This is a genomic window from Gimesia algae (assembly GCF_007746795.1).
Lineage (GTDB): Bacteria > Planctomycetota > Planctomycetia > Planctomycetales > Planctomycetaceae > Gimesia > Gimesia algae.
Map to the genome: position 1 here is coordinate 6,988,384 of NZ_CP036343.1, position 22,102 is coordinate 7,010,485.

Sequence of the window (22,102 nt, forward strand, 5' to 3'; positions counted from 1 at the left end):
ATACACCCATTTCCCCACAGCTTACCACCCATCCCGTTCCCCGAAGACACCACAAACCATTCGATCACTACAACCGATACCGGTCTGACGTTTGCCAGGCATGTTCCCCGGTTCTCCTCCAATGATTATGACTGTTATGCCGATAGGAATGATCTAAGTACCTGACTGGTAATCTCCAAAAGCTGCTGGAAGATTTGCGGCTAAGACTCGATCAACGAATGCCTGCCTGTTATCCTCAAATGACTCAAGGAACCTCTAATCTGTGTTCAATAATAAAGTGAGACATTTAAATGAAGTTTGGCATTTGTCAGGAATTGTTTGTTGACTGGGACTGGGAAAAACAATGCGATTTGATCGCTGAAATCGGTTATACGGGGATCGAACTCGCGCCGTTTGCTTTTGCCGAGCGCCCCTCGGACATTTCTGCAGAACAACGGGCATTCCTGAGGAAAACCGCAGAAGACCGTGGGCTGCAAATCTTTGGCCTGCATTGGCTTCTGGCAAAAACAGAAGGCCTGCATCTGACTACCGCGGATGCCGCCGTGCGGAAAAAAACGGCTGATTATCTGGTTGAACTCGGGGAACTGTGTGCCGACCTGGGAGGCGATTTGATGGTCTTCGGTTCTCCTTTCCAGCGAAATGTTGAAGAAGGCATGTCACGCGAGCAGGCTTATGAGAATGCTGCTGAAGTTTTCAGGAACTGTCTGCCAGCCATTGGTGAACGTGGTGTGCGAATCTGTATGGAACCGTTGACAACCAAAGAAACGGATTTTGTGAATACCTGTGCCGAGGCGCTGGAACTGATCGATATGGTCGGAGCTGACAATTTTGTATTGCACCAGGATGTCAAAGCGATGCTCGGCGCAGAAACAGAATCGATCCCGGAACTCATTCACAAATATGACACACGAACCGGTCACTTCCATGTTAATGATTCGAACCTCCTGGGTCCCGGCATGGGAGAGACCGACTACCATCCGATCTTCAAAGCGCTGAAAGAAAGTCGATACGACGGGTGGATCTCGGTGGAAGTTTTTGACTACAAACCCGGCTGTGAATTTATCGCGCGCGAAAGTTTTCGTTACATGAAAGAGGTCTGGGAAAGCGTCTGAACGACTCAAAACAAGCGATGAGGCAAAAATATTTTTGAAAACCTCAAAATAATTCTGCCCCCTTTTTGCTGTTGTTTTGAATTACCACAAGCGTGTTTTATAACAGCGTCTTTTTAAAGACAACGACATTAATGCAAAATCAGAATGATCGATTTTTCCCTATTTTTATAGGGTGAAATCGATCTCTTATTTTATGCATCGCAAACAAAACGCGGTAACAACAACACGCGTTATTTGCATTTTCTTTTTTAAACGCCCTTGACGAGTCAGTTTACAACGAACAGAAAAGATGCTTTTCATAAGAGAATTGGCTTGCAGAATTTTTCGAAATATTTACGATGATGGCCATTAAATAGATGTAAGTCCTTAGTGCGTAATGAGTGTCAATTCAGAATTCGTTTTGGTTGAAAAATCATTCATTTTAATCGGGGACAAACATCGGAGTTTGTCAAGGTTGACAGACTTCAAATTCTTATTCGTTGTGGCAGACCTTTGCCGACTTATAGCCCGGAGCCAGCGGCAAGGCAGCCCTCGTTTAACTCTCAAAGGAGGATTTGCGGTGGCAAAGAAAAAGGCAAAGAAAAAGGCAAAGAAAGCAGCACCTAAAAAGGCAGCATCAAAGAAAGCTGCTCCCAAAAAGAAAGCAGCCCCAAAGAAGAAAGCAGTGAAGAAGAAAGCTGCTCCAAAGAAAAAGGCTGCTCCTAAAAAAGCTGCTAAGAAGAAAGCCGCCCCAAAGAAAAAGGCAGCTGCAAAGAAAAAAGCAGTTAAAAAGAAAGCTGCTCCAAAGAAAAAAGCTGCTAAGAAGAAGAAATAATCTTATTTCTGTTAGCAGCAGGAAACAACAAGCCATAACGAGTAAGAAGCGATCGGTTTTTCGATCGCTTCTTCTATTTACATGACGGTCCATTCAGCGAACGTAAGTTCCAATATTGCACCCGCACAGCATAAGTATTCATTAATACACTTCACCCACTCTTATGCTGGCACCATGACTTGATTTAACGCTACAATCAAATCTCGATTCATTCGTGATTCTGATGAGACGGAAAGTGCCCTTGCCTTGAATCAGCTCAGCACAGAACGGCCTGTAAAACCGAAACGAAAATTGTGGCGTACCCGGTTTAAAGTGGCGCGAAACACATTATGTTTTGCACCACGAATTTCTTATGACGATGTCTGTCAGCCCGCGGTCTCTGAAGAAGAATTACAACATTGGGGCGAATCGATTCTACTCTCCGATTCCACCGCAGTGTTGCATCGCGATGGTACCATAACACGACGCGCTCACAACATGACCGCGCTGTACGCTAATGAATCTCTGGCGCAATGGGATGAAGTCTACCGGTTTCATGATCGTCAGACAGCTCTGCATAAAATTCAGACTGCCAAAGTCTATCTACCTGATGGCAGTGTCAGAAAAGCAAAGAAAGTAGTACAGCCTTACGGCCAGACAGCGGTCAACTTTTATCCGCTCCGCCCCGGTGTCACAGTCGAACTGGAGGAACAGCAGGACTACTTTATCCCGGATCGGATCGCTGCCTGCATGTGGGGACAGGAATACTTTCAGTTCTCCATTCCCTGTCGACGACTTCGCTATACCGTCGCTGTCGCGGAACCGTTTACTCTCCAGTACCGTTTGCATCTCACCGATTTGGAACCACGAACCTGGAAGCACGGATCCTATCAGGTCTATCAGTGGGACCTGCATGATCTGCCCGGCTACGAAACCGATGATGGCACTCCCCATCCGCGCGAGGTACTGCCCTGGGTTGATCTCACTACGCTCACTTCCTGGGAACCCATCAATCGTTTTTATCTGAATGACCTTGAGCCACCTGAAAAGACACCGCCACAAATCCAGAAGCTGTCAGAGGAACTGATTCAGGAGGACCAGACAGAAGAAGAGAAAATTTTCACTGCTTACAAGTACGCGTCAGAGGATGTCCGGTATGGGCGGCATCCGAACGAACTGGCTCTGGAAAAAACACGCGAAGTGGGATCAATGCTGGAAGACATGCGCGGCGACTGCAAAGATAAATCTTCGCTGCTGGTCTCCCTGCTCAGGCACCTGGGAATCGAATCTTCAATCGCCATTCTTCTGACGCGCATGAATGGTTCCGCAGCATTACTGCCCGGTGCGCGTTTCGATCATGCCATCGTCAGTGTTACCACAGCCAGTGGAGAACGCCTGTGGCTGGACCCCGCGGGGGGACCGGTAACCTTCAAAGATATTCCCTATAATGATCAGGGAACACAGGCTCTGCTTCTGAATCGTGAAGCCGGCGAACTTACAACCATTCCGGAAGGTGGTCCCGAGCTGCATCAGATCAATCGTGTTTGTGAAGGGACTCTTGCAAGCGACTGCAGCTATCAATTCACATCGGAAGTCACAACATCCGGTGATACCGCGATGGAGTTTCGTTTAAAATATGTGAACCGTAACGAAGACTATACATCGCTTACTCTGGAAAAAGAACTGGCTGCTTCATGGACGGGTGCCCGCATCGAGGCGCCGCGTTTTCTTGATTTGAAAGAGATTTCACAACCGGTCCGCTACAGCTGCCAAACGACTCTGGACCAATGGGCGCGCCAGATTGAAGACATCATTCTGTTTCGAATTCCCTGGATCGGGTCCATGCAGACTGCCGGTCTGATCAACGTTCAAAAAAGAAATTCTGCCCTGCAGACTCCCAGCCCGATCCGTTTCTCCGACAGCCATCGCATTCAGATCCCCGCTGGATTTTCCGGCTACGGTTTGCCTTACGAACATCATTTTGAATGCAAATGGGGCCATTATCAGGCATCCGTCCGCGTTGAAGATTCGTTCCTGATCTGCGCGAGGCAGGTAGATCATCTGGGTGGCATCGTGTTGCAAAATGAGTATCCGGAGTTCAAAGAATACTGGGAATCCTGCACACGCGCCGACGCGCTGGATATCGTCTTAATGAAACAGGGAATTTAAACACCTCTTTCATTCCACGATCTCAGGCTATCAGTTCCCGATTGTCAATCCAATTCTGAACTTCCAGACAGGAAATGGTGTCAGAGGGAGATAAATAGCCTATTCTCTCAGGAACAACCTGTTAAAATAGAGAGTAGGAGGCAGGGCGCCCGTTTCGCCCGAACATTACTCTCCTCTTTTTATACTAGATAAGGTCATAGCTCCTTGGCGGATCCAAAACGAGAAGAACTACAAGTTAAAGCAAAACGAGCCATACTGGTCTCTGTTGTTTCTCCTTCAAATCACATCGATAAGAATCAGGCCCTCGACGAATTAAAAGGACTTGTGGAAACTGCGGGGGTTAAAGTGGTGGGTACTCTGGTGCAGAACCGGGAGCATCCCCATCCGGCCACCTGTCTGGGAAAAGGGAAACTGGACGAGCTCAAACAAATGGTAAAGCACGTCGATGCGGAGCTTATCATTTTTGATAACAATCTTTCCCCCTCTCAGGGGAGGAATATCGAAGAGGAAACAGGCACGGTCATAGTTGACCGCAGTGAACTGATCCTCGATATCTTTGCGACTCACGCCAAAACTTACGAAGCCAAATTGCAGGTCGAGCTGGCACAGTTGCTTTATTTCCGACCACGTTTGAAACGCTTGTGGACCCACCTGGAACGTATCGAAGGGGGTGTCGGCGCGGGTCGTGGACCTGGTGAAAAGCAGCTGGAAACCGACCGTCGACTGTTAGACAAACGGGTGGCTGAACTGAAGCGCAAACTTTCGGAAGTTGAACGCCGCCGGGAACGAACCGTCTCCAATCGATTCCAGCAGCTGACCGTTTCGCTGGTGGGATATACCAACGCTGGTAAAAGCACGCTGATGAATGCGTTGACGGGCGCGGATGTCTATATCGCGGATCAGCTGTTTGCCACACTCGATACACGCACGCGTCGCTGGGAACTACCACACTGGGGTGAAATATTATTGAGCGATACCGTCGGGTTTGTTCGCGATCTGCCTCACCATCTGGTCGCCTCGTTTAAGTCCACGCTGGAAGAAGCACGACAGGCAGACCTGCTACTACACGTCGTTGACTGCAGTAATCCTGAAGTCGAGCATCATATCAAAACCGTTAACAAGGTTCTGGATGAAATCGAGATCGAACATAAGAACGCCATCCTGGTGTTCAATAAAACGGATAAGGTGGAAGACCGCTCGAAGCTGGATGTGCTGCGTCTGAAATATGACAACGCAATCAGTGTCAGTGCGGTTTCGGGTGAAGGGCTCGATCGACTCTCCCAGGCCGTCATTGATCGTCTGGCCTCGGGCTACGTAATCGTCGAACTGGAAACGCCGGTAGGAAATGGCAAGCTGCTTTCACAACTGGAGGATCATTCTCTGATTCTGTCACGCGCATATTCCCATGATGATAGCCGGGTGACCCTTCAGGCTCGTATCGCCAGACGGTTTCTGCCGATGCTGAAAACCGACCCCGATACCGAGCTCAAAATCCATGATGATGAGCAGGCTGTTCCCGGTGATATGATTCCGGAAGAAAGTGTCAACGAACTCTAAGGACGGTTCCCGACCCGGTACGCTTTCCCCTCCCAGCAAAATTGTGTATTACTGATTCATATAGAAACGTTCTCAGACGTGAATGGAGTGATGACCGCATCGTTCGGAAAATAAAAACTCCGGAATAATATCCACCAGATTTCCAGAGACAGACTGACAAAGCACCAGCGCGATGAAGAAACGATGGATTTACGGCATCATAATTTTTCTGAGTATTACTTCCATCGGTCTGGCGATCGACTGGTGGTCGGCTCTACCTGAAGGCGAACAGGCAACCTATGTCGGTCGACAAACCTGTTTCCAATGCCATCAGAAAGAAGCCGCGGAGTGGAAAGGTTCGGATCACGACCTGGCCATGAATCCGGCCACTCCCGAATTTGTACTCGGGGATTTTGATAATACCGAGCTGGAACACTTCGGCATCACTTCTCATATGACTCATGAGGGGGACAAGTATTTCGTCACCACGCAGGGTCCGGATGGCAAACGGGCGCGGTTTGAAGTCAAGTACGTGATCGGTGTGCGGCCACTTCAACAGTATCTGGCGGAGCTCGAGCGAGGCAGGATTCAGGTGCTCCCGGTGACCTGGGATACGGAAATGAAACGCTGGTATTACGTCAGTCCCGATGAACCGTTTGGTCCTGATGACCCGCTGCACTGGACCGGATCCGCTCAGAACTGGAATCACATGTGCGCGGAATGCCATACGACAAACTGGGCGAAAAATTATGACGTCGCAACCGATGCGCATCACTTCTCTTTTTCAGAGATGCGTGTGAGCTGCGAAGCCTGCCATGGCCCGGGTTCGATACATGTCAAACTGGCCAATTCGCATTCGGTGTTCTGGGATCGTCGTTACGGATATGGTCTGGCAAAACTGAAAGCGAAAGACGCCACCGCGCAACTGGAGAGCTGTGCTCCCTGTCATTCGCATCGACGGCATGTCGCTCCCGGCCATACTCCCCTGGACCGTTTTCACGATCATTATGCCCTCTCCCTGCTGGATGATCATCTCTACCACCCCGATGGCCAGATCAATGAAGAAGTCTACGTCTTTGGTTCCTTCACACAGAGCAAGATGTATCGCAAGGGTGTGCGCTGCACTGACTGCCATAACCCCCATTCGCTGAAGCTCAAGTTTGAAGGTAACAAGCTTTGTACCCAATGTCATCTGGAAGCCAAGTACGATATCCCCAGCCACCATCACCATAAGATGGGTACTAAAGGAGCCGCCTGTGTCGAATGCCATATGCCATCCAAAACGTATATGGGAGTCGACCCGCGACGAGATCACAGCCTGCGGATCCCCCGTCCTGACCTGAGCGTGAAGTTAGGGACTCCCAATGCCTGCAATCAATGTCACACCAAACCTGAAGAGAATGCAGAATGGGCGTCACATAAAGTAGAGGAATGGTATGGTCCGAAGCGACGGGACGACCCACATTATGGAGAGATCCTGGCGGCTGGTCGCGCTGGCAAACAGGAAGCCGAACGGTCGCTCATCAAACTGACCCGCGAAAAAGAGGTCGGTCCGATTGTTCGCGCCACTGCTGTCTCCCTACTGGCGACACGCTACAACACACCCGAAAGCCGCGAGGTCGTCGAACGGGCGTTGAACTCGAAAGAAGAACTGGTACGTCTGGCTGCACTCCAGGGGTTTGAAGGTTGGACTCCGGGTCCCGAACAGGAAGCCAGCGAGATCGGCAAACTGCTGGCAGAAGGACTGACCGATTCTTCGCGCGGCGTGCGGTCTGAGGTCGCCCGCATCCTCTCCGGACTGCCGATCATGCCGGATACCAGCCAGAATCAGAAAGCATTGAAACAGGCGCTGGAAGAATACAAGGCAGGTCTGCTGGCGGATGGAGACCAGTCCGGGTCCCACATGAGCCTGGGGATTCTCTATGCCAATCAGGGAGACATGAAGAAAGCGGAAGCGGAATTCCGAACGGCTATCAAACTCTCACCAGCCGTCGCGGGTCCGCGTTCCAACCTCGCACAATTACTGGAACAACAGGGCAGAGCAGACGAAGTCAAAACGTTACGAACCAAAGAAGCAGAGTTGCTGGCGCGAGACGCGCGACTGCTTCCGGAAAATCCCATGCTGCAATACCGTCTGGGACTGCTCTATTATCTGCTGGGAAGGGAAGACGAAGCGGTCACCGCGCTGACGAAAGCCTGTGATCTGGAACCACAGTCGGCTGACTTCCGCCTGATGCTGACCCTGCTGTATGAGAAACAGCAGCAGTGGAAGCTGGCATGGGAATCAGCGGCAGCGTTAGTTCGACTCCAGCCGAACAACCCGGAGTTTCGTCAGATCTATTTGAATATGTATCAAAAAGCAAACCCGGAAGGCAAGTGACTGCATCCCGGGTTTGCGGCTGGCTGTAAGTAATCGGCTGACGAATCCGTCAGGCTGACTTTCTGAGAACCCCTGTGATCCGCTCGAAGCTCTCATTGGAATCAAAGGGAATCAGGATCTGTCCCGAGTGTTCGGTCTTGAGTTTAATCTCTACCTGGGCTCCCAGGATCTCCCGCAACTGCTGCTGCAGATCCACCAGATGGTTGGTCATCTGCGGGGCTGACGCGGGTTGTTTCGTGTTCTCGAAGGGGACCGTGTCTACATCCCCTTTGAGGATTTTTCGAACCTCGGCTTCAGTCTTGCGAACTGAGAGCGACTCTGACTGAATCTGCTCGCAGACAGCAATCTGCTTCTCGCTATCCAGACTGAGCAGCGTCCGCGCATGACCAGCGGAGATTTTTTCTGCCTGCAGCGCCTGCTTGACAGGTTCCGCCAGGTCGAGCAGACGGATCATATTGTTGACGGTTGAACGATCCAGGCTCAGTCTCTGGGCCAACTGTTCGATAGTACTATCAAATTGCGACAGGTAGTTTTTGAAAGCCTGCGCCTTCTCGAGTACGTTCAGATCTTTCCGCTTGAGGTTCTCCTCAATCGCGACTTCACAGACCTGTCGCTCTTCCAGATTCATCACACGGCAGGGAACCGTTTTCAATCCGGCATCACGGGCCGCCTTCAGACGACGTTCCCCGGCAATCAACTGGTACGCCCCTTCGAAAGGTCGGACGAGCAGTGGCTGCAAGACTCCATGCTGGCGGATACTGCCTTCAAGTTCTTTGATTGAGTCAGCAGCAAAATCCTGCCGAGGCTGGTAAGGATTACGTTCGATCAAATCGATGTCAATCTGATCCTGTTCAGCGGGCACGAATACTTCCTGCGCCTCTGAATCCGGGTTGTCGTTCTGCTGGTCCGAATCGGAGTCACCACCTCGACCAAGTAAAGCGTTCAAGCCGCGACCTAATCTGCGACGGGGTGCGCCGGGAGTTTCTGTGGGATCAATCTGTTGATCTTCTGGATTCTGGTTTTGATCTTCCATGACCTTCTTCTCTTATAATTAAACTGCCTGACAATAACGGAGGGAATACACGGCGCGGGATTCTATTTCGAATTCTGAATTGAAGCAAGAGGGCTTTCGAAATCTTGAGGGGGTGATTTAATAGTGGCTGGTGTTTCACGTGGAACACCCACCTTGCCTGGGTTACTTGTCACGCTTCAACAGCACCAGTCCGAATCAGCTACGGGATGCTAGAGCGCATCACATTTAACCATAGCGTCTCCCAATCTATTATACTCGGTCCAAATGGCCCTGGAGACGCTACAGTAAAACTGGACACAGTCTAATAGAATTGCGCAGTGAATTATCAGAAGCTGCTGTTTCACGTGGAACGCCTGACTTACCAGAGTTACCTGGCGCGATACAGCAATACCGGCTCTGTTTCAGATACGTCGACTGGCGAGGACTGATTTAATCTGACCAGGAGGCTGGGAGAGTAATCGTAAGAATGAACCAGTTCGAAACGGTCCCGTACTGCTGCGAACTGTTTCTGAAAATCCGGATCGGTTGCCGCATGGGGGCCCACAATCAGGTAGGCGGGATTCTGAGCAGAAAGCGAATTCAGAAACTCCAGATCAGCTACCGGACCTGTCAATGGATGTCCCTGAGACTGGATGTTAAAAAACAGAGCAGGCTCCGCATAGGTGTAGAGGATGGCATTCTCGCTTCTGACATCTGACTGGGAGCGGAGATCAGCAAGTATGTTTTGCGCGATCGCCTCCAGGTCGTTACGCGGCTGCCAGGCAACCATCGTCCAGGGCTTGAATACGACGACCAGCAATACCGCCACCGTGACCACACCTACTGCCGGAGTGAAGCGGAAGCGATTCTGGTCTGATTCGGAGGAGGAGAGCAGGTCAAACAACGACCCACCCGCGCGCTGCTCCAACCAGCCAGCGAAGGCAGCAGTACCCAGCCAGGCCGCCATGGTCCAGGGAATCGTCAGACGGGGATAGGGATAGTAAAGCGGTGTTGCCAGCAGCAGTCCACAGAACCAGGCAGCCAGTAACCAGACAGCCAGTTCGCGATTCAATTCCGATTCTGTCACCTGGCTCTGTTCTGTTGACAGAGCGAGCCGAAAAACACCAGAAGCGAAAAACAACTGCAGCAGAATACCGACACTTGCCAGTAGACCAAGCACGGGGCTGATCCCCACGAACGCGGCGAGCAAAATGGGAATCGCGGCAATCAGACCAGACAGGATCAGGTTCCACGTGGAACCCGGAATCTGATTGTCGGTGACACCAGAAGATTGGGTTCCAGACTTCGACATTTTCCAGCGGACAGATACCAGGCAGAGCGCCAGGCAGACCACACCCAGACTGAAGAAACCGGACGTGCCTTCCAGCATTCGATGGTTCTCCCATTGACGCCAGAAGGAATCGAACCAGCCGGAGAACCCGACGACGTAGCGGCTGTGATTGGCAGCGACAACAGAGTACCCGCCCGACTTCTGCAGTCCGATGAGAACGGGAGACCAGACCAGAAACGCGACAATCGCGATGACCAGCCAGCGGAGAAAATATCTGGCAGGCTGCAGTAGCTGGCGGCGGCGAAACAGTAGCCACGGAATCAATCCCGACAGACCAACGGCCAGAGGCAACCAGCCATTGTATTTGATCGACCAGCCAGCCCCCGTCACGATGCCCGCCAGCACGGGCCACTTCCAGTCATCAGCGATGAAGCTTTTCCAGGTCAGGTAGACTGCCAACAGCAGGCAGAAACCCAATCCGACATCGGTGAGCGCGACCCGGCTGTAAAGTAGATGCAGGTCGCTCAGGCTGGCCAGCGTGACTGCGACCAGACCCGCGGCAGGACCAAACCACGCGCGGGCCACCCACCAGGTCAGCAGCACGGTCAATATTCCGAGAAACAGGGACGGCAGGAAGACACCCCAGACGCCACTGCCAAGAAAGATCATCGACCATTCGATCAGGAACGGGAACAACGGCGGGGCATAGAAATGGCGTCCCGGATACGCGCCCCCCTGCTCCGCTGAAAACCACAAATTCGATGCATAGACTCCTTCGTCAAAATGTTCGATCCCGGAATCGGAAAGAAACAGAACCCGCAGCAGGCAGCCCACCAGCAGGATCAAGGCAACCACGATCGTTTCCGACCGGAGGATCGATGTTGTTTTCTGATCTGTCTGCTTGAGTCGCGCCACGTCCTGCTTTCAATATTTATGTCGATAAGGGTTAGACTGTGTCCAGTTTTACTGTCACGTTTCCAGCGGCGTTGGGTCCGCACATAATGGATTGCATGATGCGATCTTAACTGTGATGCGGTCGATCATCCAAGTTTTTAAATTCTACAGGAACTGCGGCTTTATGCCTATCAATTCCACTGATTCGTGAATTATCATGGACAGGACGGTAGCTGCAATCTGAACTGCGAATCGGAGACCGGAAGAAAACCAGGAACACGAGTTGGGATTCTGTTCTGTCTGCCTATAATTCAGTGAGTGATATTATCGAATTTTGGCCTGGAAGACAGCCCTGTCTGATCGGGATCTGCAAACGTCAACAGAACATTTTTGTTATCAGAAGAGAGAGATTAATCAGATGAGTACTCCAGCAAGCCTATATGATGAAGCAGTCAAAACCTATGAGGGTGGTGATGTTGAGCAAGCTGTCGAGAAGCTGAAAGAAGTTCTGGCGATCGATGAAAACTACACCCTGGCCCATTCCGCAATTGCCGTTTACTACCAGAAGCTCGGCAAGTTTGATGAAGCGATCGCTCATGCCACGAAAGTGACCGAACTGGACCCGGATGATTATTTTTCCCACATGCAGCTCTCAGTCATCTGCCAGCGCTGCGGACGGATTCAAGAAGCGGAAGACGCGTTAGCCAAAGCCCACTCAATGGGACAGCGAAAATAACACGGCAGAATCAGATCTGATAAAACACAAAAGCCCTCACCCGAATTTCGAGTGAGGGCTTTTTTTGTATCTCATCTGATGCCAGGTTTACTCGTCGCTGATCACGCGAAAGGGTGACTCATCTTCCGCAGGGAACGCTGGCTGATCCGAGACCTGTTCCTCACGAATTTCTGCAAATGGATTTTCATTTTCAACAGTGATACTGGCAGACTGTTGCTGAATGACAGCTGGCTTTTCATCAAACAAAATTCGCGCCGGTTCTGCCGGCGTAAGCCGCGCTCGGGAGACAGCCTGCTTGACTGGAGAGTCATTTTCGATCTGCGCAATTTTGAGTGACGAGGTCGTATTAAAGCTGCGACCATCGGGAGATTTCATGCGGACAATCAGAGTCAGTTCTGAATTGCGTGGCGTGGTTTGCCAGGGAAGTTCAAACCGGAACCCGGAACCGGCGAAGCCGGAGTACCAGTGGGAACGGACTTCCTGGCTGTCGAAGGTCCATAAACCGACACGGCGATTCTCTTCCGGCTGATTCAAATCCACCAGTTCAAGTTCGAATGCAGCGGGCAGTTTCACCGTTTCCCCATCTGCGTCATGAGGAGTAATGACGGTCGTCCAGAGTTCGTCACCCTGCTTGCTGTCCAGATCAACGCCACCGGTGAGCAGGCTATTGACCTTCACTCCGGTCACCTTGTAAAGGGCTTTGGTCTGCTCGGGCAGCAGGCTGCCGTTGGATGCTTTCGCCAGTTGTTTTGACATCGCTTCAGACTGATGTCGTGCCGAATCCAGCGCGTGCTGCGATTCTTTCAAATCGCGCTGCAAGGCAAAAATACTGTCTTCCTGCTGACGCAGTCGGGCTTCCAGCAAATCAGAATTACCACGACCTCCACACCCCATCAGGGTGAGAATCAACAACAACGACATCCTTGTCGTAAGGTATTGCTTCATCGGAAATCAATCAAAGCAGAAGACGTCTCTTCTGCCCTCCTCTAAATCAGATTACAATTATTCTTTGGTTCCGGGCAGTTGCAGGTGCTCCAGAACATTGTCAATCAGACCATACGATTTGGCTTCCTGGGCGTCCATGAAGTTGTCGCGGTCTGTATCCTGTTCAATTTTTTCGAGCGTCTGACCAGTGTGATGCAGCAGAATCTCATTCAGACGCCGCTTCATCTTCAGTACTTCTTTGGCGTGAATTTCCAGGTCGGTTGCCGTTCCCTGCATTCCGGCGAGTGGCTGGTGAATCATGATGCGGCTGTTCGGTAACGCATTGCGTTTTCCGGCGGCACCCGCAGTCAGCAGCAGGGCACCCATACTGGCAGCCTGCCCGATACAGTAAGTGGCCACATCGCAGGAGATGTACTGCATCGTATCATAGATGGCCATTCCCGCGGTTACGGAACCACCGGGAGAATTGATGTAAAAATGGATGTCTGCTTCGGGATCATCGAACTGGAGGAACAGCAACTGGGCGACCAGACTTTGTGCCACCTGATCGTTGACCTGTGACCCCATCATCACGATGCGGTCCTGCAACAGACGACTATAGATATCCATGGCCCGTTCATCGCGGCCATTTTTTTCGATCACATAAGGAGTAAGGACCGTCATATAACACTCACTTCAATTGATGATAAATTTGATGGTTGATAATCATTCGACAGTCTGCCTGCCGACGTATGTTGTTTTCTATTCTTTGTCTTTATCTTTTTTATCGCGAACCAGCAGTTCATCGACCAGGCCGTATTCAACCGACTCGGGAGCGGTCAAAAAGCGATCGCGCGAGGTATCGAGGGCAATCTGTTCGATTGACTGACCGGTGTGGTTGGCCAGAATCTGGTTTAAAACTTCACGTGTATCGAGGATGTCTTTGGCCTGAATTTCGATGTCGGAAACCTGTCCGCCGACTTCGCCGTAAGGCTGATGGATCATCATTTTGGCGTGGGGCAGAATGTAGCGTTTGCCTTTTTGACCACCGGCGACCAGAATTGCTCCGCCACTGGCTGCCAGACCCACACAGTAGGTGGCAACATCGCATTCGATAAACTGCATCGTATCGTAGATGGCCATGGTGGAGGTCACGGAACCGCCGGGGGAATTGACGTATAAATTGATGTCCTGATGCCGGTTTTCAGACTGCAGATACAACAATTTCATCACGATTAAATTCGCGCTGGCATCGTTGATCACGCTGTCCAGAAAGATGATCCGGTTGTCCAGCAGGAGATCGCCAATCCCCATCTGACGCTGCTGTGAATAACTTCTGGCACGCTGGTTTGCCTGGGTTGGCATCGGCCCGGATAGGGGGTCAAACATGATATGATCCTGAGATGTAATGGTTGCTATAGTGACTCGTGACGAGGTTAATTCTGATTTAACTCTCACATCGTTTTGAACCACCGACTATGGCTGGCCTGTAACAGGCAGTCAAGTGGCAGCTCGATTATTTCTGTTCCCTGACAGGGAGGAAGAGGGCCTGTTTTGACCCGCACGCGTTCGCGCAGGAAGACCCTCCTGTTGATTTGAAAATTATATACCGTTCCTTATCCGATTTCCCTGTGATTCGTCAAGAGACGTTATGCAAAGTTCCCTTTCGCAGCAGTCTCAACATCGCTATCTTTTTCTCTTCAGGAAAGCTTAGGTTCTCAACACCCTGGCAAAAAGCGTACATGCATACAGTATCAGAAATAACGGTAAAAAAACACCAGAGATCCGGAGAGCTCTGGTGTGATCATGTTGAAATCAATCGGTGAGCAAGGCGCTTTACAAGGACTACGGGACCTTGCCTCGATCAGAAAGCGCCCTTCTCTATTTCAGCCTGTCCATAACGCTGACCGGCGGGAGTGAGCAGGCGGGCGTAGATGGCAGGATCGATTTCGGGCGCCAGCGATTTTCCGCTCCCATCGCAGAAGATCACATTCACAGAACCGCCGGGATGATTCGAACTGGGGCGCCAGGCTTGTCCTTTCTTCGCTTTCAGATTAGAGCCGATGCGAGAATCTGTTGAGGTGGTCTTATTCTTCAGATCGAATCCGGCCGGCAGTTTCAGCGATGTGCTGCCACTGGGGTAGACACCCTGCATATCGATGCCGAAACCCAGACTGCCCGTATCCTGGTCGGCCCAGTTCCCGGCCTGCAGATTTTCTGACAGCATTAATGTCTGAGCAAGTCCGTCCCCTTCCGAAATGAAATCCAGAGACATCCGCGAAGTGAACGGTCGCCAGAAGACGCCGCTGGCATACTTGACCGGAATATCGTCTGTCGTCGAGGGATCACCATCCAGCCCTCCATCGCCGGCCGGATGATGACCGATTCCTGTGGAGGCGTTATAACCTACCCCCGTCTTATTATAATTGGCCGTCACATATCCAACATTAACAACATAAGAGAGTGCCCCCTGATCTGTTGCAGACTCGTCACTGGGGCAGGAGAAGACGGGAAAGCGAATCGCGTTCAACGCAGCCAGTTGTTTGATCGCGTCTGAATTCGTATTTGTGTCTGCTGCCAGATTCGCAGTCGCATCCCACCGCTGACGAAAACCGACATTGTCCAGGAAGGGCAGCAGCGTCGTACACCAGGTCAGGTCATCATAACTGGCATTCGCATTCGGTTCATCCTCGGTAGAAATCTGCAGGTAGGGATCGACCAGAAGTGGCAACTCAGAGTTGTTCCCCGAGGAAAAATTGACCGTCGCCAGACCGAGATTTCGCATGTTATTCAGACAAACCAGTTTTCTGGCTGGTCCATGGGAGCTCGGCCCCATCGGCATGATCACCGCCAGCATCAGGAGCGCGATGACGAACAGGACTACCAGCAGTTCGATCTTTGAAAAGCCGTTGCGGTGCAGTCGTGGCTGTCTGGTTCTCTGAATCTGCATAAGATACTCCTTCTCTACCTGAGACGCTGTCACCGTTTCTAAACCCGCCACAAAAAAAGCACCAGAGATCCCAAGATCCCTGGTGCCCACATGTTTGAACCGATTTGAGAACAATGACTCAAATCATGGTTGCAGTCAACTTCATTCGCTTAGAAAGAAGTTCCGTCAACCACAGCCTGGCCATAACGCAGACCAGCGGGAGTGAGCAGACGAGCGTAGACGCCTGCATCCATCTGTGGTGTCAGTGATTTTCCACTACCATCGCAGAAGATCACATTCACGGCACCACTGGGGTGGTTCGAGCTGGGACGCCATGCGGTTCCTTTGGCGGCGGTCAGATTAGAACCAATACGTGAATCGGTTGAGTTCGTTGTGTTCTGCAGATTGAAACCGGCAGGCAGAGCCATGGTGGTGCTGCCGCTGGAGTAGACGCCACCCATATCAATACCAAATCCGAGGCTGCCTGTATCCTGGTCAAACCATTCGCCGGCCTGCAGGTTTTCAGAAAGCATCAGCGTCTGAGTCATACCATCGGCAGCAGAAATGTAGTCCAGAGACATACGTGATGTATGAGGACGCCAGAAGACACCGGTTCCAAATTTAATTGGAATGTCTGCAGTCGTCCCGGAATCGCCATCCAGTCCACCATCGCCAACAGGATGATGACCTACACCTGTGGTTGAGTTGTAACCAATGCCAGTGGAATTGTAATTAGCTGTTACGTAGCCAACATTGACGGCGTAAGACAGTGCTCCCTGGTCCGTAGAGAACTGGTCGTCAGGACAAGTAAACACGGGGAAACGAATCACGTTTAATGAAGCGAGATTCGTGACGGCGGCCGAATCTAGTGTGGCATTAGCGGCTGCACTGGCAGTCGCATCCCAACGCTGACGGAAACCGACGTTATCCAGGAATGGTAACAGCGTGGTACACCATGACAGGTCGTCATTGCTGGCCTGTGCATTGGGTGCAGCGGTTGTGGAAACTTCAATGTTAGGATCCACCAACAGTGGCAACTGAGAATTGGCACCGGAGGAGAAGTTGACGACGGCCAGTCCGACGTTTCGCATGTTGTTCAGACAGGACAGTTTTCGCGCTGCGGCACGGGCACTTTGAATGGCCGGCAGGGTCAGCGACACCAGGATGCCGATAATGGTGATCACCACCAGCAGTTCGATCAGCGTAAACCCTTTACGCTTCTGCAGCTTTTGTTTCATTTTTCGTGTATTCATGTCATTCTCCTCACTTAGAAATACGGTTCAAACAGATTATATATTACTTGTTGCCAAGTATCAAAAACAAACTCAAAAACATCTCGATTCCACAGGAAACCAGAGGATTCCCGGACTAATCCACTCTACAGGAACAGACGTTTCAACCGTCTACTTCCCACAGACTCTACTCACAGGCCCGCGACCAGAGCTGGTAACTTAGGTTACATGTGATTCCCCCTCATTCCTGTGCCTTATCTTACTATTATACCCAATTGTCCTGTTGTAATGATCAGGTAAAACATAAATTCGTTAATCTTCCTGGATCGACTGAATCAAATGGCGATAGCGAACCAGTCGTTTCCAGTTGTCATATTTTTTCGTGGTCGGCTCATAGGCTTCTTCCACACGGGTCCGGTCCACCACAAAGAAGCCACGATAATCGGGAACATGAACCGATTTACCGTGTGCCCGGTCGCCGATCTGCACGACGTCATCATGGGCTGTCAGGCCCGCTCCAGAAGCTTCAAAGTAAGCCACTGACATAAAAACCGTAAACGTGTTACTGCGGGTAGTCATATTTCCCATAATCTTGGACAAAATCCGGTTCCGCGAATGGAAGTCAGCCGGTCCGTTTTCATGATCGGATCGCGTAGCCACTTCAAATAATAATCGAGGATCGTCGACATGCCCACTCGAAATATCCGTTGGCAGCGATCGAAACAGACTATTCTCTCTTAAATCACGAACCCCCGTGGTTGCTGCATTCCGAGATCCAAAGAAGTCGAAGCTGCGGAAGGGGCGTGAACCAGGCGTTCCAGGCAATTCGATATTTGCAATAGGATCAACAGCATCGCGTGATCTAATAAACTCCGCCCACCAGTTACGGGCAGATCCTTCGCTGGTATCGTTGAGACGATGAATTTTATAGGCATTCGTGACATCAGTGTTATACGCCCCACCGTCGAGGACACTGCTTGTCGTTCCCATATCATCAATCAGTGCCGCCAGGACTGAAGGATCTCTGATCGTGTTCGGATTCAACTTACCGGGAACGCGAAAATCTTTGAGTGGATTGGCCAACTGGCGATGAATGCGTGAAGGAACTTCAACATATTCAAATAGTCGGAACCAGAAATTATCGTCGTCATCAGGCCCTGTATTATTTTCGCCATCCGGATTCAGAAATTTCTGAATCCCTGCCGTCTGCACACCATCAAGCACACCAATTCCCGACTGCTGCATCGCACTGTCGACCAGGGCATAAGTCATCAGTCTGCGTCTGGTTTTACCCGCACTGGACGAACCATCCAGGTTACTTCCATTGGGGCCCGTCGCGGAAACGGGTAAGGTCTGCGGTGCCACGATCTCCTGGGTTGGCCCGACTATGGGAATAGAAAACAGTTCCACTGGTGATGAAAAATCGCGATCGAAATGCGGTTGCCAGGCAGTAAAGTTTGTGGTCGTACGTGAATTCTGCTGACCGATCGTATTACGAATATTCCCGGAAGCGATCGTATTCACGGTATCAGACCGTTGATGTAACGGCTGTGACCGTTCCTGGCTTTTCATCGCTCCCCGGTCGAGCTGCGCCTCTGCGGCCGCGGCGGTATCGGATGTCAGATTGAAATCACTTTTGGGAACTGAAATCTCATCTACCAGAATCCAGGGGTTATCACTATCCGGAACAGGAGTCCCGGTTGTCACATAAACATCGCGGCCCAGATGTGCCTTACGGAAGAGTTTGACTTTCACGTCGGTTGCAGTCGCAGCTAACTGAGTTCGTCCCTGGTCAAGGAAACTTCCCGCGCTGGTGGTAATATCAGTGAAGCTGTCATTCAGAACCGTGACGAGAGACTGTGTTGTTGCCTGATCCGTCACCATATCAATTTTGTCACCGGCGGCGATGGCGACGGCGGGAATAATCCGTTCTCCGGCAGCTGTAAAATCGCCGTTCCCGTCCAGGTCGACCCGTAATTCACTGTAGGGATCGCCGCCCCCCGATTCAAATGTATCACCACCACTGGAACTTAACAGAGTAAATAATTCTCCCGCACGCACACTTTTGTTTTTGGGGATGGCATAGCTTACCATGCCTCCGTCTACTTCCAGTCCGAGCATCCATTTTCCACGTGTGCCAAATGAGACCGTGTAAGGACTGTTATTTCGTAGTTCAATGGCGCTAAAAAATCGCTCTTTATCAGTTCCATCAACTTTGTCATCAGGGAACTGCGTCACAGCGTGATCTGTCATCTGATCTTCGCACTGAACCAGAGTAAACTCACTGAGTGTCAGTTCGACAGCTTCCACACCCCAGACCACTTTACGCTGTCCAGTCGCCTGCTCAGCCGAAGTATTCGTAAAAGGATTGTCATCCAACCCCCAGCCATCACCTAAATTAGTATCGTACTCAAAACGGGTCATGACACTATCGGGGTCAAGGCTGTCGACCAGATTCACGGCAAACTGGGCCATTTGCAGCATTTCATCCGAGCTATAATTTCTAGGATATGGATTTGCAACTGTAAATGAATCAGATGATGGTGACGTAAAACAATTCAGGGAATAGAGAAGCGTATAAATATCGCGGGCCATCCGCTGACGGTCATAACGAGCCCAGAATTCCTGTTGTTCATTGGTTGTGGGAGGATAAGCGGGCAGACTGCTGCTGCTCCAACTGGTATTGATGGCAGTCGCAGGTAATAAATCCAGCATGGTATTGCCATTCAGATCTTCTCCTGTATCCAGGGAACCATTACCATTACTGTCTTCGCCCGGATGGGATGTAAGCGGACGATACGAGACTGTACGACCGGTTCCCGTATTTTCTAAAACCAATAACTGGTTCAGATTCAGTTTGGTTTGATGGGGAGTGGAGATTGTCCCTTGTGGTAAGCCAGTTCCCAAAAGCTCCAATAATTCAGGTCGAAATGGATTTGTGGGATAAGGTGGAGGAAATTGATTCGTTATTCCGCTAGTAGAAACAGGTTTCGAAAACTGTTTCAGATCCCAGGCGATGGTCGTAAACCGTTTGCGGCGTTCGTAGTCTGTGCCTCCCGTGGTTCCAAAGTTCCGAGGCATTAAGGAGGCCAGACGGGACGTCACGCCGGAGCTCACAATGTCGGTCCCGGAAAGCTGCAGATGCGCCATCTCTTCCGGACCGAAAGGGTCATCATAGGGGCGCTGGACCTTCTCCATATCCACGACGATTTCATCCGAATCGTCCAGCAGGTAGTAATCTCTGGCCGGATCAGAGGGGTTACCAAACAGCGCGGAAGGCCAGCGGACGGAAGCCGGTGTATTGAATAATTCAGGGCCGGCAATTTCATAATTCACATAATAAGGCCAGGTTGCCGGACCACCAAAGGGAGCCTGCAGATTGGTACGACGGTAGTCCGCTCCCGATCGCCAGGTACGGCCGGCACCGTTATGAGCGAGCGGGTGTTTGAATGAAATCGCACCCGCGCGTGACCCCTGCAGGGAACCACTCTGGTTACTGCCTTCATAACGGTCTCCGTTATCGTCGACCCCACTTTGGCCCGGTCGTGAAAATTCACCGGGTACAAGGTTATCACCAGTAGCATCCCGCTGCGCCGCATACAGACGGTTGGGTTCACCCCAGCGACCATTGATCAGGTCGCGGATATCGGACTTGATGCCGTAGTCAATGGTAGCAGGAACCGTAAAATCGGGGCGCCCGTAATTCAGGAAGAAATATTCCATGTTGGAGAGTTCCGGCCAAGTGGTCGGCTCTGCGCCAAAAAACATGTGATGCTGATTGAAAGCGGTGCCGGCAGGACTGGGAATCCGTGCTGTCAACGCCCACTGTGGATTGATCTCACCGGGAGAAGACAGCCCCTGATGAGAGCGGGACAGGAAAATGAACTGGTTCGAACCAGAGCCCGAGGTATTGTTACCGAAAGTACCGGCAGGGGCATAGTTCAGGTCGATGCTTCCCGGCTGCCGCATATTACCGGCGGTATTCAGATCGATCAGACCGTTGGTGTCATACACGGTGAACGAGAACAGGGGGATGATATAGTCCCCCGGGTTCTGCGGGTCTTCGATCGGTGGAAAATCAAGATCCAGCCAGACCCCTTCCTTAATCGTATCGCCGTCGTTGTCGACGTCGAGGGTATAATCGGTATCCGCGTCACTTGTCCAGACTCCCAACGCCCCCGCAATGTCAAAATCAGTTGTATTAAACCGTGGTGATCCAGAGTCTGTATCCGTATCACGATGAATAAAATGATGCTCATTATGCGGACGGAAAACCCGTTGCGGTGAAATTGTGGCTTCGTTATAGGGATCCGCTATTGGATTTCCACTATTATCACGTAAGTATTGAGGCCGATGAAACGAAGGGATAATGACCAGTTGTACGTCGTTTAAGTTGCCCGGCCAGGTGGGTCCGGGAACATAACCTTTATACGCCAGAAACATGTTGTTAATATCTGGTGAAGTATAGTCAACGTCGGGCTGAGGATAATTATTATGTAAGCTAAGATTTGAAGGAACAGTTAAACTAGCAGAAGGAGAAATATTAACATTTAATAGGTTATTACTATCTGCAGAACCATCGTAATCTTGATCAACGATCAGACCATTTGATCCATCTAAAATCACATTGATTCCCTGGCCATTGAAAGGGCTCTGATCCATGCTTATCACATCAACACCACTCTGGCTTGTTTTTACTGTTCCCAGCATATTGTAGATCATTGAGTGGCGGGGATAATCGCCGCCCCACAGGGCGCTGTTTTTACGGTATTTGTCGGGTCCTTTGATCAGTTGTTCGAGGCCCCAGTTGAACAGGACGTCTGCCTGCAGGCCGGGATCGGCTTCGTTGATGGCGGCATCGGCAAAGTTTTCGGCACTGGTCTGTTCCTGCGCGGACAAGGTGTAGAACACCACCGCCATCAAAGCGAGAATGGCGAGCAGCGCAATCACAACGAGCAGAGTGGACCCGCGCCGCTGGTGAATGATCTGGTTCTGGCAGCTGCCTGTTTTTTGTTTCATTAAAATGGATTTCATTTCCATACCTCCCGAAGTGTCTGATGACCGTGACCCGGACCGGCACTGGGAAAACATTGT

General features: G+C 51.0%; 14 protein-coding genes. 6 read left to right on the forward strand and 8 right to left on the reverse strand.

All coding sequences use genetic code 11. The annotated features are described in order from the left end of the window. The first annotated feature begins 290 nt into the window (after positions 1–290). The 5 genes from Pan161_RS26315 (at position 291) to Pan161_RS26335 (ending at position 7,990) form a co-directional block, all read left to right on the forward strand. On the forward strand, positions 291–1,112 hold the full coding sequence (locus tag Pan161_RS26315; RefSeq protein ID WP_145231723.1) for a sugar phosphate isomerase/epimerase family protein: 822 nt from the start codon (positions 291–293) through the stop codon (positions 1,110–1,112). A 559-nt stretch (positions 1,113–1,671) separates the two neighbouring features. Then, a complete protein-coding gene (locus Pan161_RS26320) occupies positions 1,672–1,926 on the forward strand; it encodes a hypothetical protein (protein WP_197995544.1) in 255 nt (84 codons plus the stop codon). 246 nt (positions 1,927–2,172) lie between these two features. Further along, positions 2,173–4,074, forward strand: a complete 1,902-nt coding sequence (locus Pan161_RS26325) for a transglutaminase-like domain-containing protein (RefSeq protein ID WP_145231724.1) — start codon at positions 2,173–2,175, stop codon at positions 4,072–4,074. Positions 4,075–4,278: 204 nt separating this feature from the next. After that, positions 4,279–5,631, forward strand: coding sequence for a GTPase HflX (hflX, locus tag Pan161_RS26330; protein WP_145231725.1), 1,353 nt, complete (start codon positions 4,279–4,281; stop codon positions 5,629–5,631). A gap of 172 nt (positions 5,632–5,803) precedes the next feature. Then, a complete protein-coding gene (locus Pan161_RS26335; protein WP_145231726.1) occupies positions 5,804–7,990 on the forward strand; it encodes a tetratricopeptide repeat protein in 2,187 nt (728 codons plus the stop codon). 49 nt (positions 7,991–8,039) lie between these two features. On the opposite strand, the gene Pan161_RS26340 is transcribed toward Pan161_RS26335, so the two are convergent. Continuing rightward, positions 8,040–9,023, reverse strand: coding sequence for a ParB/RepB/Spo0J family partition protein (locus Pan161_RS26340; RefSeq protein WP_145231727.1), 984 nt, complete (start codon positions 9,021–9,023; stop codon positions 8,040–8,042). Between the two features lie 367 nt (positions 9,024–9,390). Next, the gene (locus tag Pan161_RS26345; RefSeq protein WP_145231728.1) at positions 9,391–11,208 is read right to left on the reverse strand and encodes a glycosyltransferase family 39 protein; all 1,818 of its coding nucleotides are present in this window, start codon (positions 11,206–11,208) and stop codon (positions 9,391–9,393) included. A 397-nt stretch (positions 11,209–11,605) separates the two neighbouring features. Here Pan161_RS26345 and Pan161_RS26350 point away from each other — a divergent pair, with 397 nt between their 5' ends. After that, on the forward strand, positions 11,606–11,923 hold the full coding sequence (locus tag Pan161_RS26350) for a tetratricopeptide repeat protein (RefSeq protein ID WP_145231729.1): 318 nt from the start codon (positions 11,606–11,608) through the stop codon (positions 11,921–11,923). Between the two features lie 87 nt (positions 11,924–12,010). Here Pan161_RS26350 and Pan161_RS26355 read toward each other — a convergent pair whose 3' ends face one another. From Pan161_RS26355 to Pan161_RS26380, 6 genes are all read right to left on the reverse strand, one after another. Continuing rightward, positions 12,011–12,835, reverse strand: a complete 825-nt coding sequence (locus Pan161_RS26355) for a hypothetical protein (RefSeq protein WP_145231730.1) — start codon at positions 12,833–12,835, stop codon at positions 12,011–12,013. A 90-nt stretch (positions 12,836–12,925) separates the two neighbouring features. Next, the gene (gene clpP / locus Pan161_RS26360) at positions 12,926–13,531 is read right to left on the reverse strand and encodes an ATP-dependent Clp endopeptidase proteolytic subunit ClpP (protein WP_145231731.1); all 606 of its coding nucleotides are present in this window, start codon (positions 13,529–13,531) and stop codon (positions 12,926–12,928) included. Positions 13,532–13,609: 78 nt separating this feature from the next. Next, on the reverse strand, positions 13,610–14,236 hold the full coding sequence (locus Pan161_RS26365) for a ClpP family protease (protein WP_145231732.1): 627 nt from the start codon (positions 14,234–14,236) through the stop codon (positions 13,610–13,612). Positions 14,237–14,711: 475 nt separating this feature from the next. Next, positions 14,712–15,797, reverse strand: coding sequence for a DUF1559 family PulG-like putative transporter (locus Pan161_RS26370; RefSeq protein WP_145231733.1), 1,086 nt, complete (start codon positions 15,795–15,797; stop codon positions 14,712–14,714). Between the two features lie 149 nt (positions 15,798–15,946). Then, positions 15,947–17,029: a DUF1559 family PulG-like putative transporter gene (locus Pan161_RS26375; RefSeq protein ID WP_145231734.1), complete on the reverse strand. Its 1,083-nt coding sequence runs from the start codon at positions 17,027–17,029 to the stop codon at positions 15,947–15,949. A 291-nt stretch (positions 17,030–17,320) separates the two neighbouring features. Then, positions 17,321–22,042, reverse strand: a complete 4,722-nt coding sequence (locus Pan161_RS26380; RefSeq protein ID WP_145231735.1) for a hypothetical protein — start codon at positions 22,040–22,042, stop codon at positions 17,321–17,323. Positions 22,043–22,102: the final 60 nt, after the last annotated feature.

Coding starts and splice junctions, on each gene's coding strand:
- Pan161_RS26335 (WP_145231726.1), top strand. CDS start 5,804: ATGAAGAAACGATGGATTTACGGCATCATAATTTTTCTGAGTATTACT.
- Pan161_RS26350 (WP_145231729.1), top strand. CDS start 11,606: ATGAGTACTCCAGCAAGCCTATATGATGAAGCAGTCAAAACCTATGAG.
- Pan161_RS26380 (WP_145231735.1), bottom strand. CDS start 22,042: ATGAAATCCATTTTAATGAAACAAAAAACAGGCAGCTGCCAGAACCAG.
- Pan161_RS26315 (WP_145231723.1), top strand. CDS start 291: ATGAAGTTTGGCATTTGTCAGGAATTGTTTGTTGACTGGGACTGGGAA.
- Pan161_RS26375 (WP_145231734.1), bottom strand. CDS start 17,029: ATGAATACACGAAAAATGAAACAAAAGCTGCAGAAGCGTAAAGGGTTT.
- Pan161_RS26340 (WP_145231727.1), bottom strand. CDS start 9,023: ATGGAAGATCAAAACCAGAATCCAGAAGATCAACAGATTGATCCCACA.
- Pan161_RS26365 (WP_145231732.1), bottom strand. CDS start 14,236: ATGTTTGACCCCCTATCCGGGCCGATGCCAACCCAGGCAAACCAGCGT.
- clpP (WP_145231731.1), bottom strand. CDS start 13,531: ATGACGGTCCTTACTCCTTATGTGATCGAAAAAAATGGCCGCGATGAA.
- Pan161_RS26370 (WP_145231733.1), bottom strand. CDS start 15,797: ATGCAGATTCAGAGAACCAGACAGCCACGACTGCACCGCAACGGCTTT.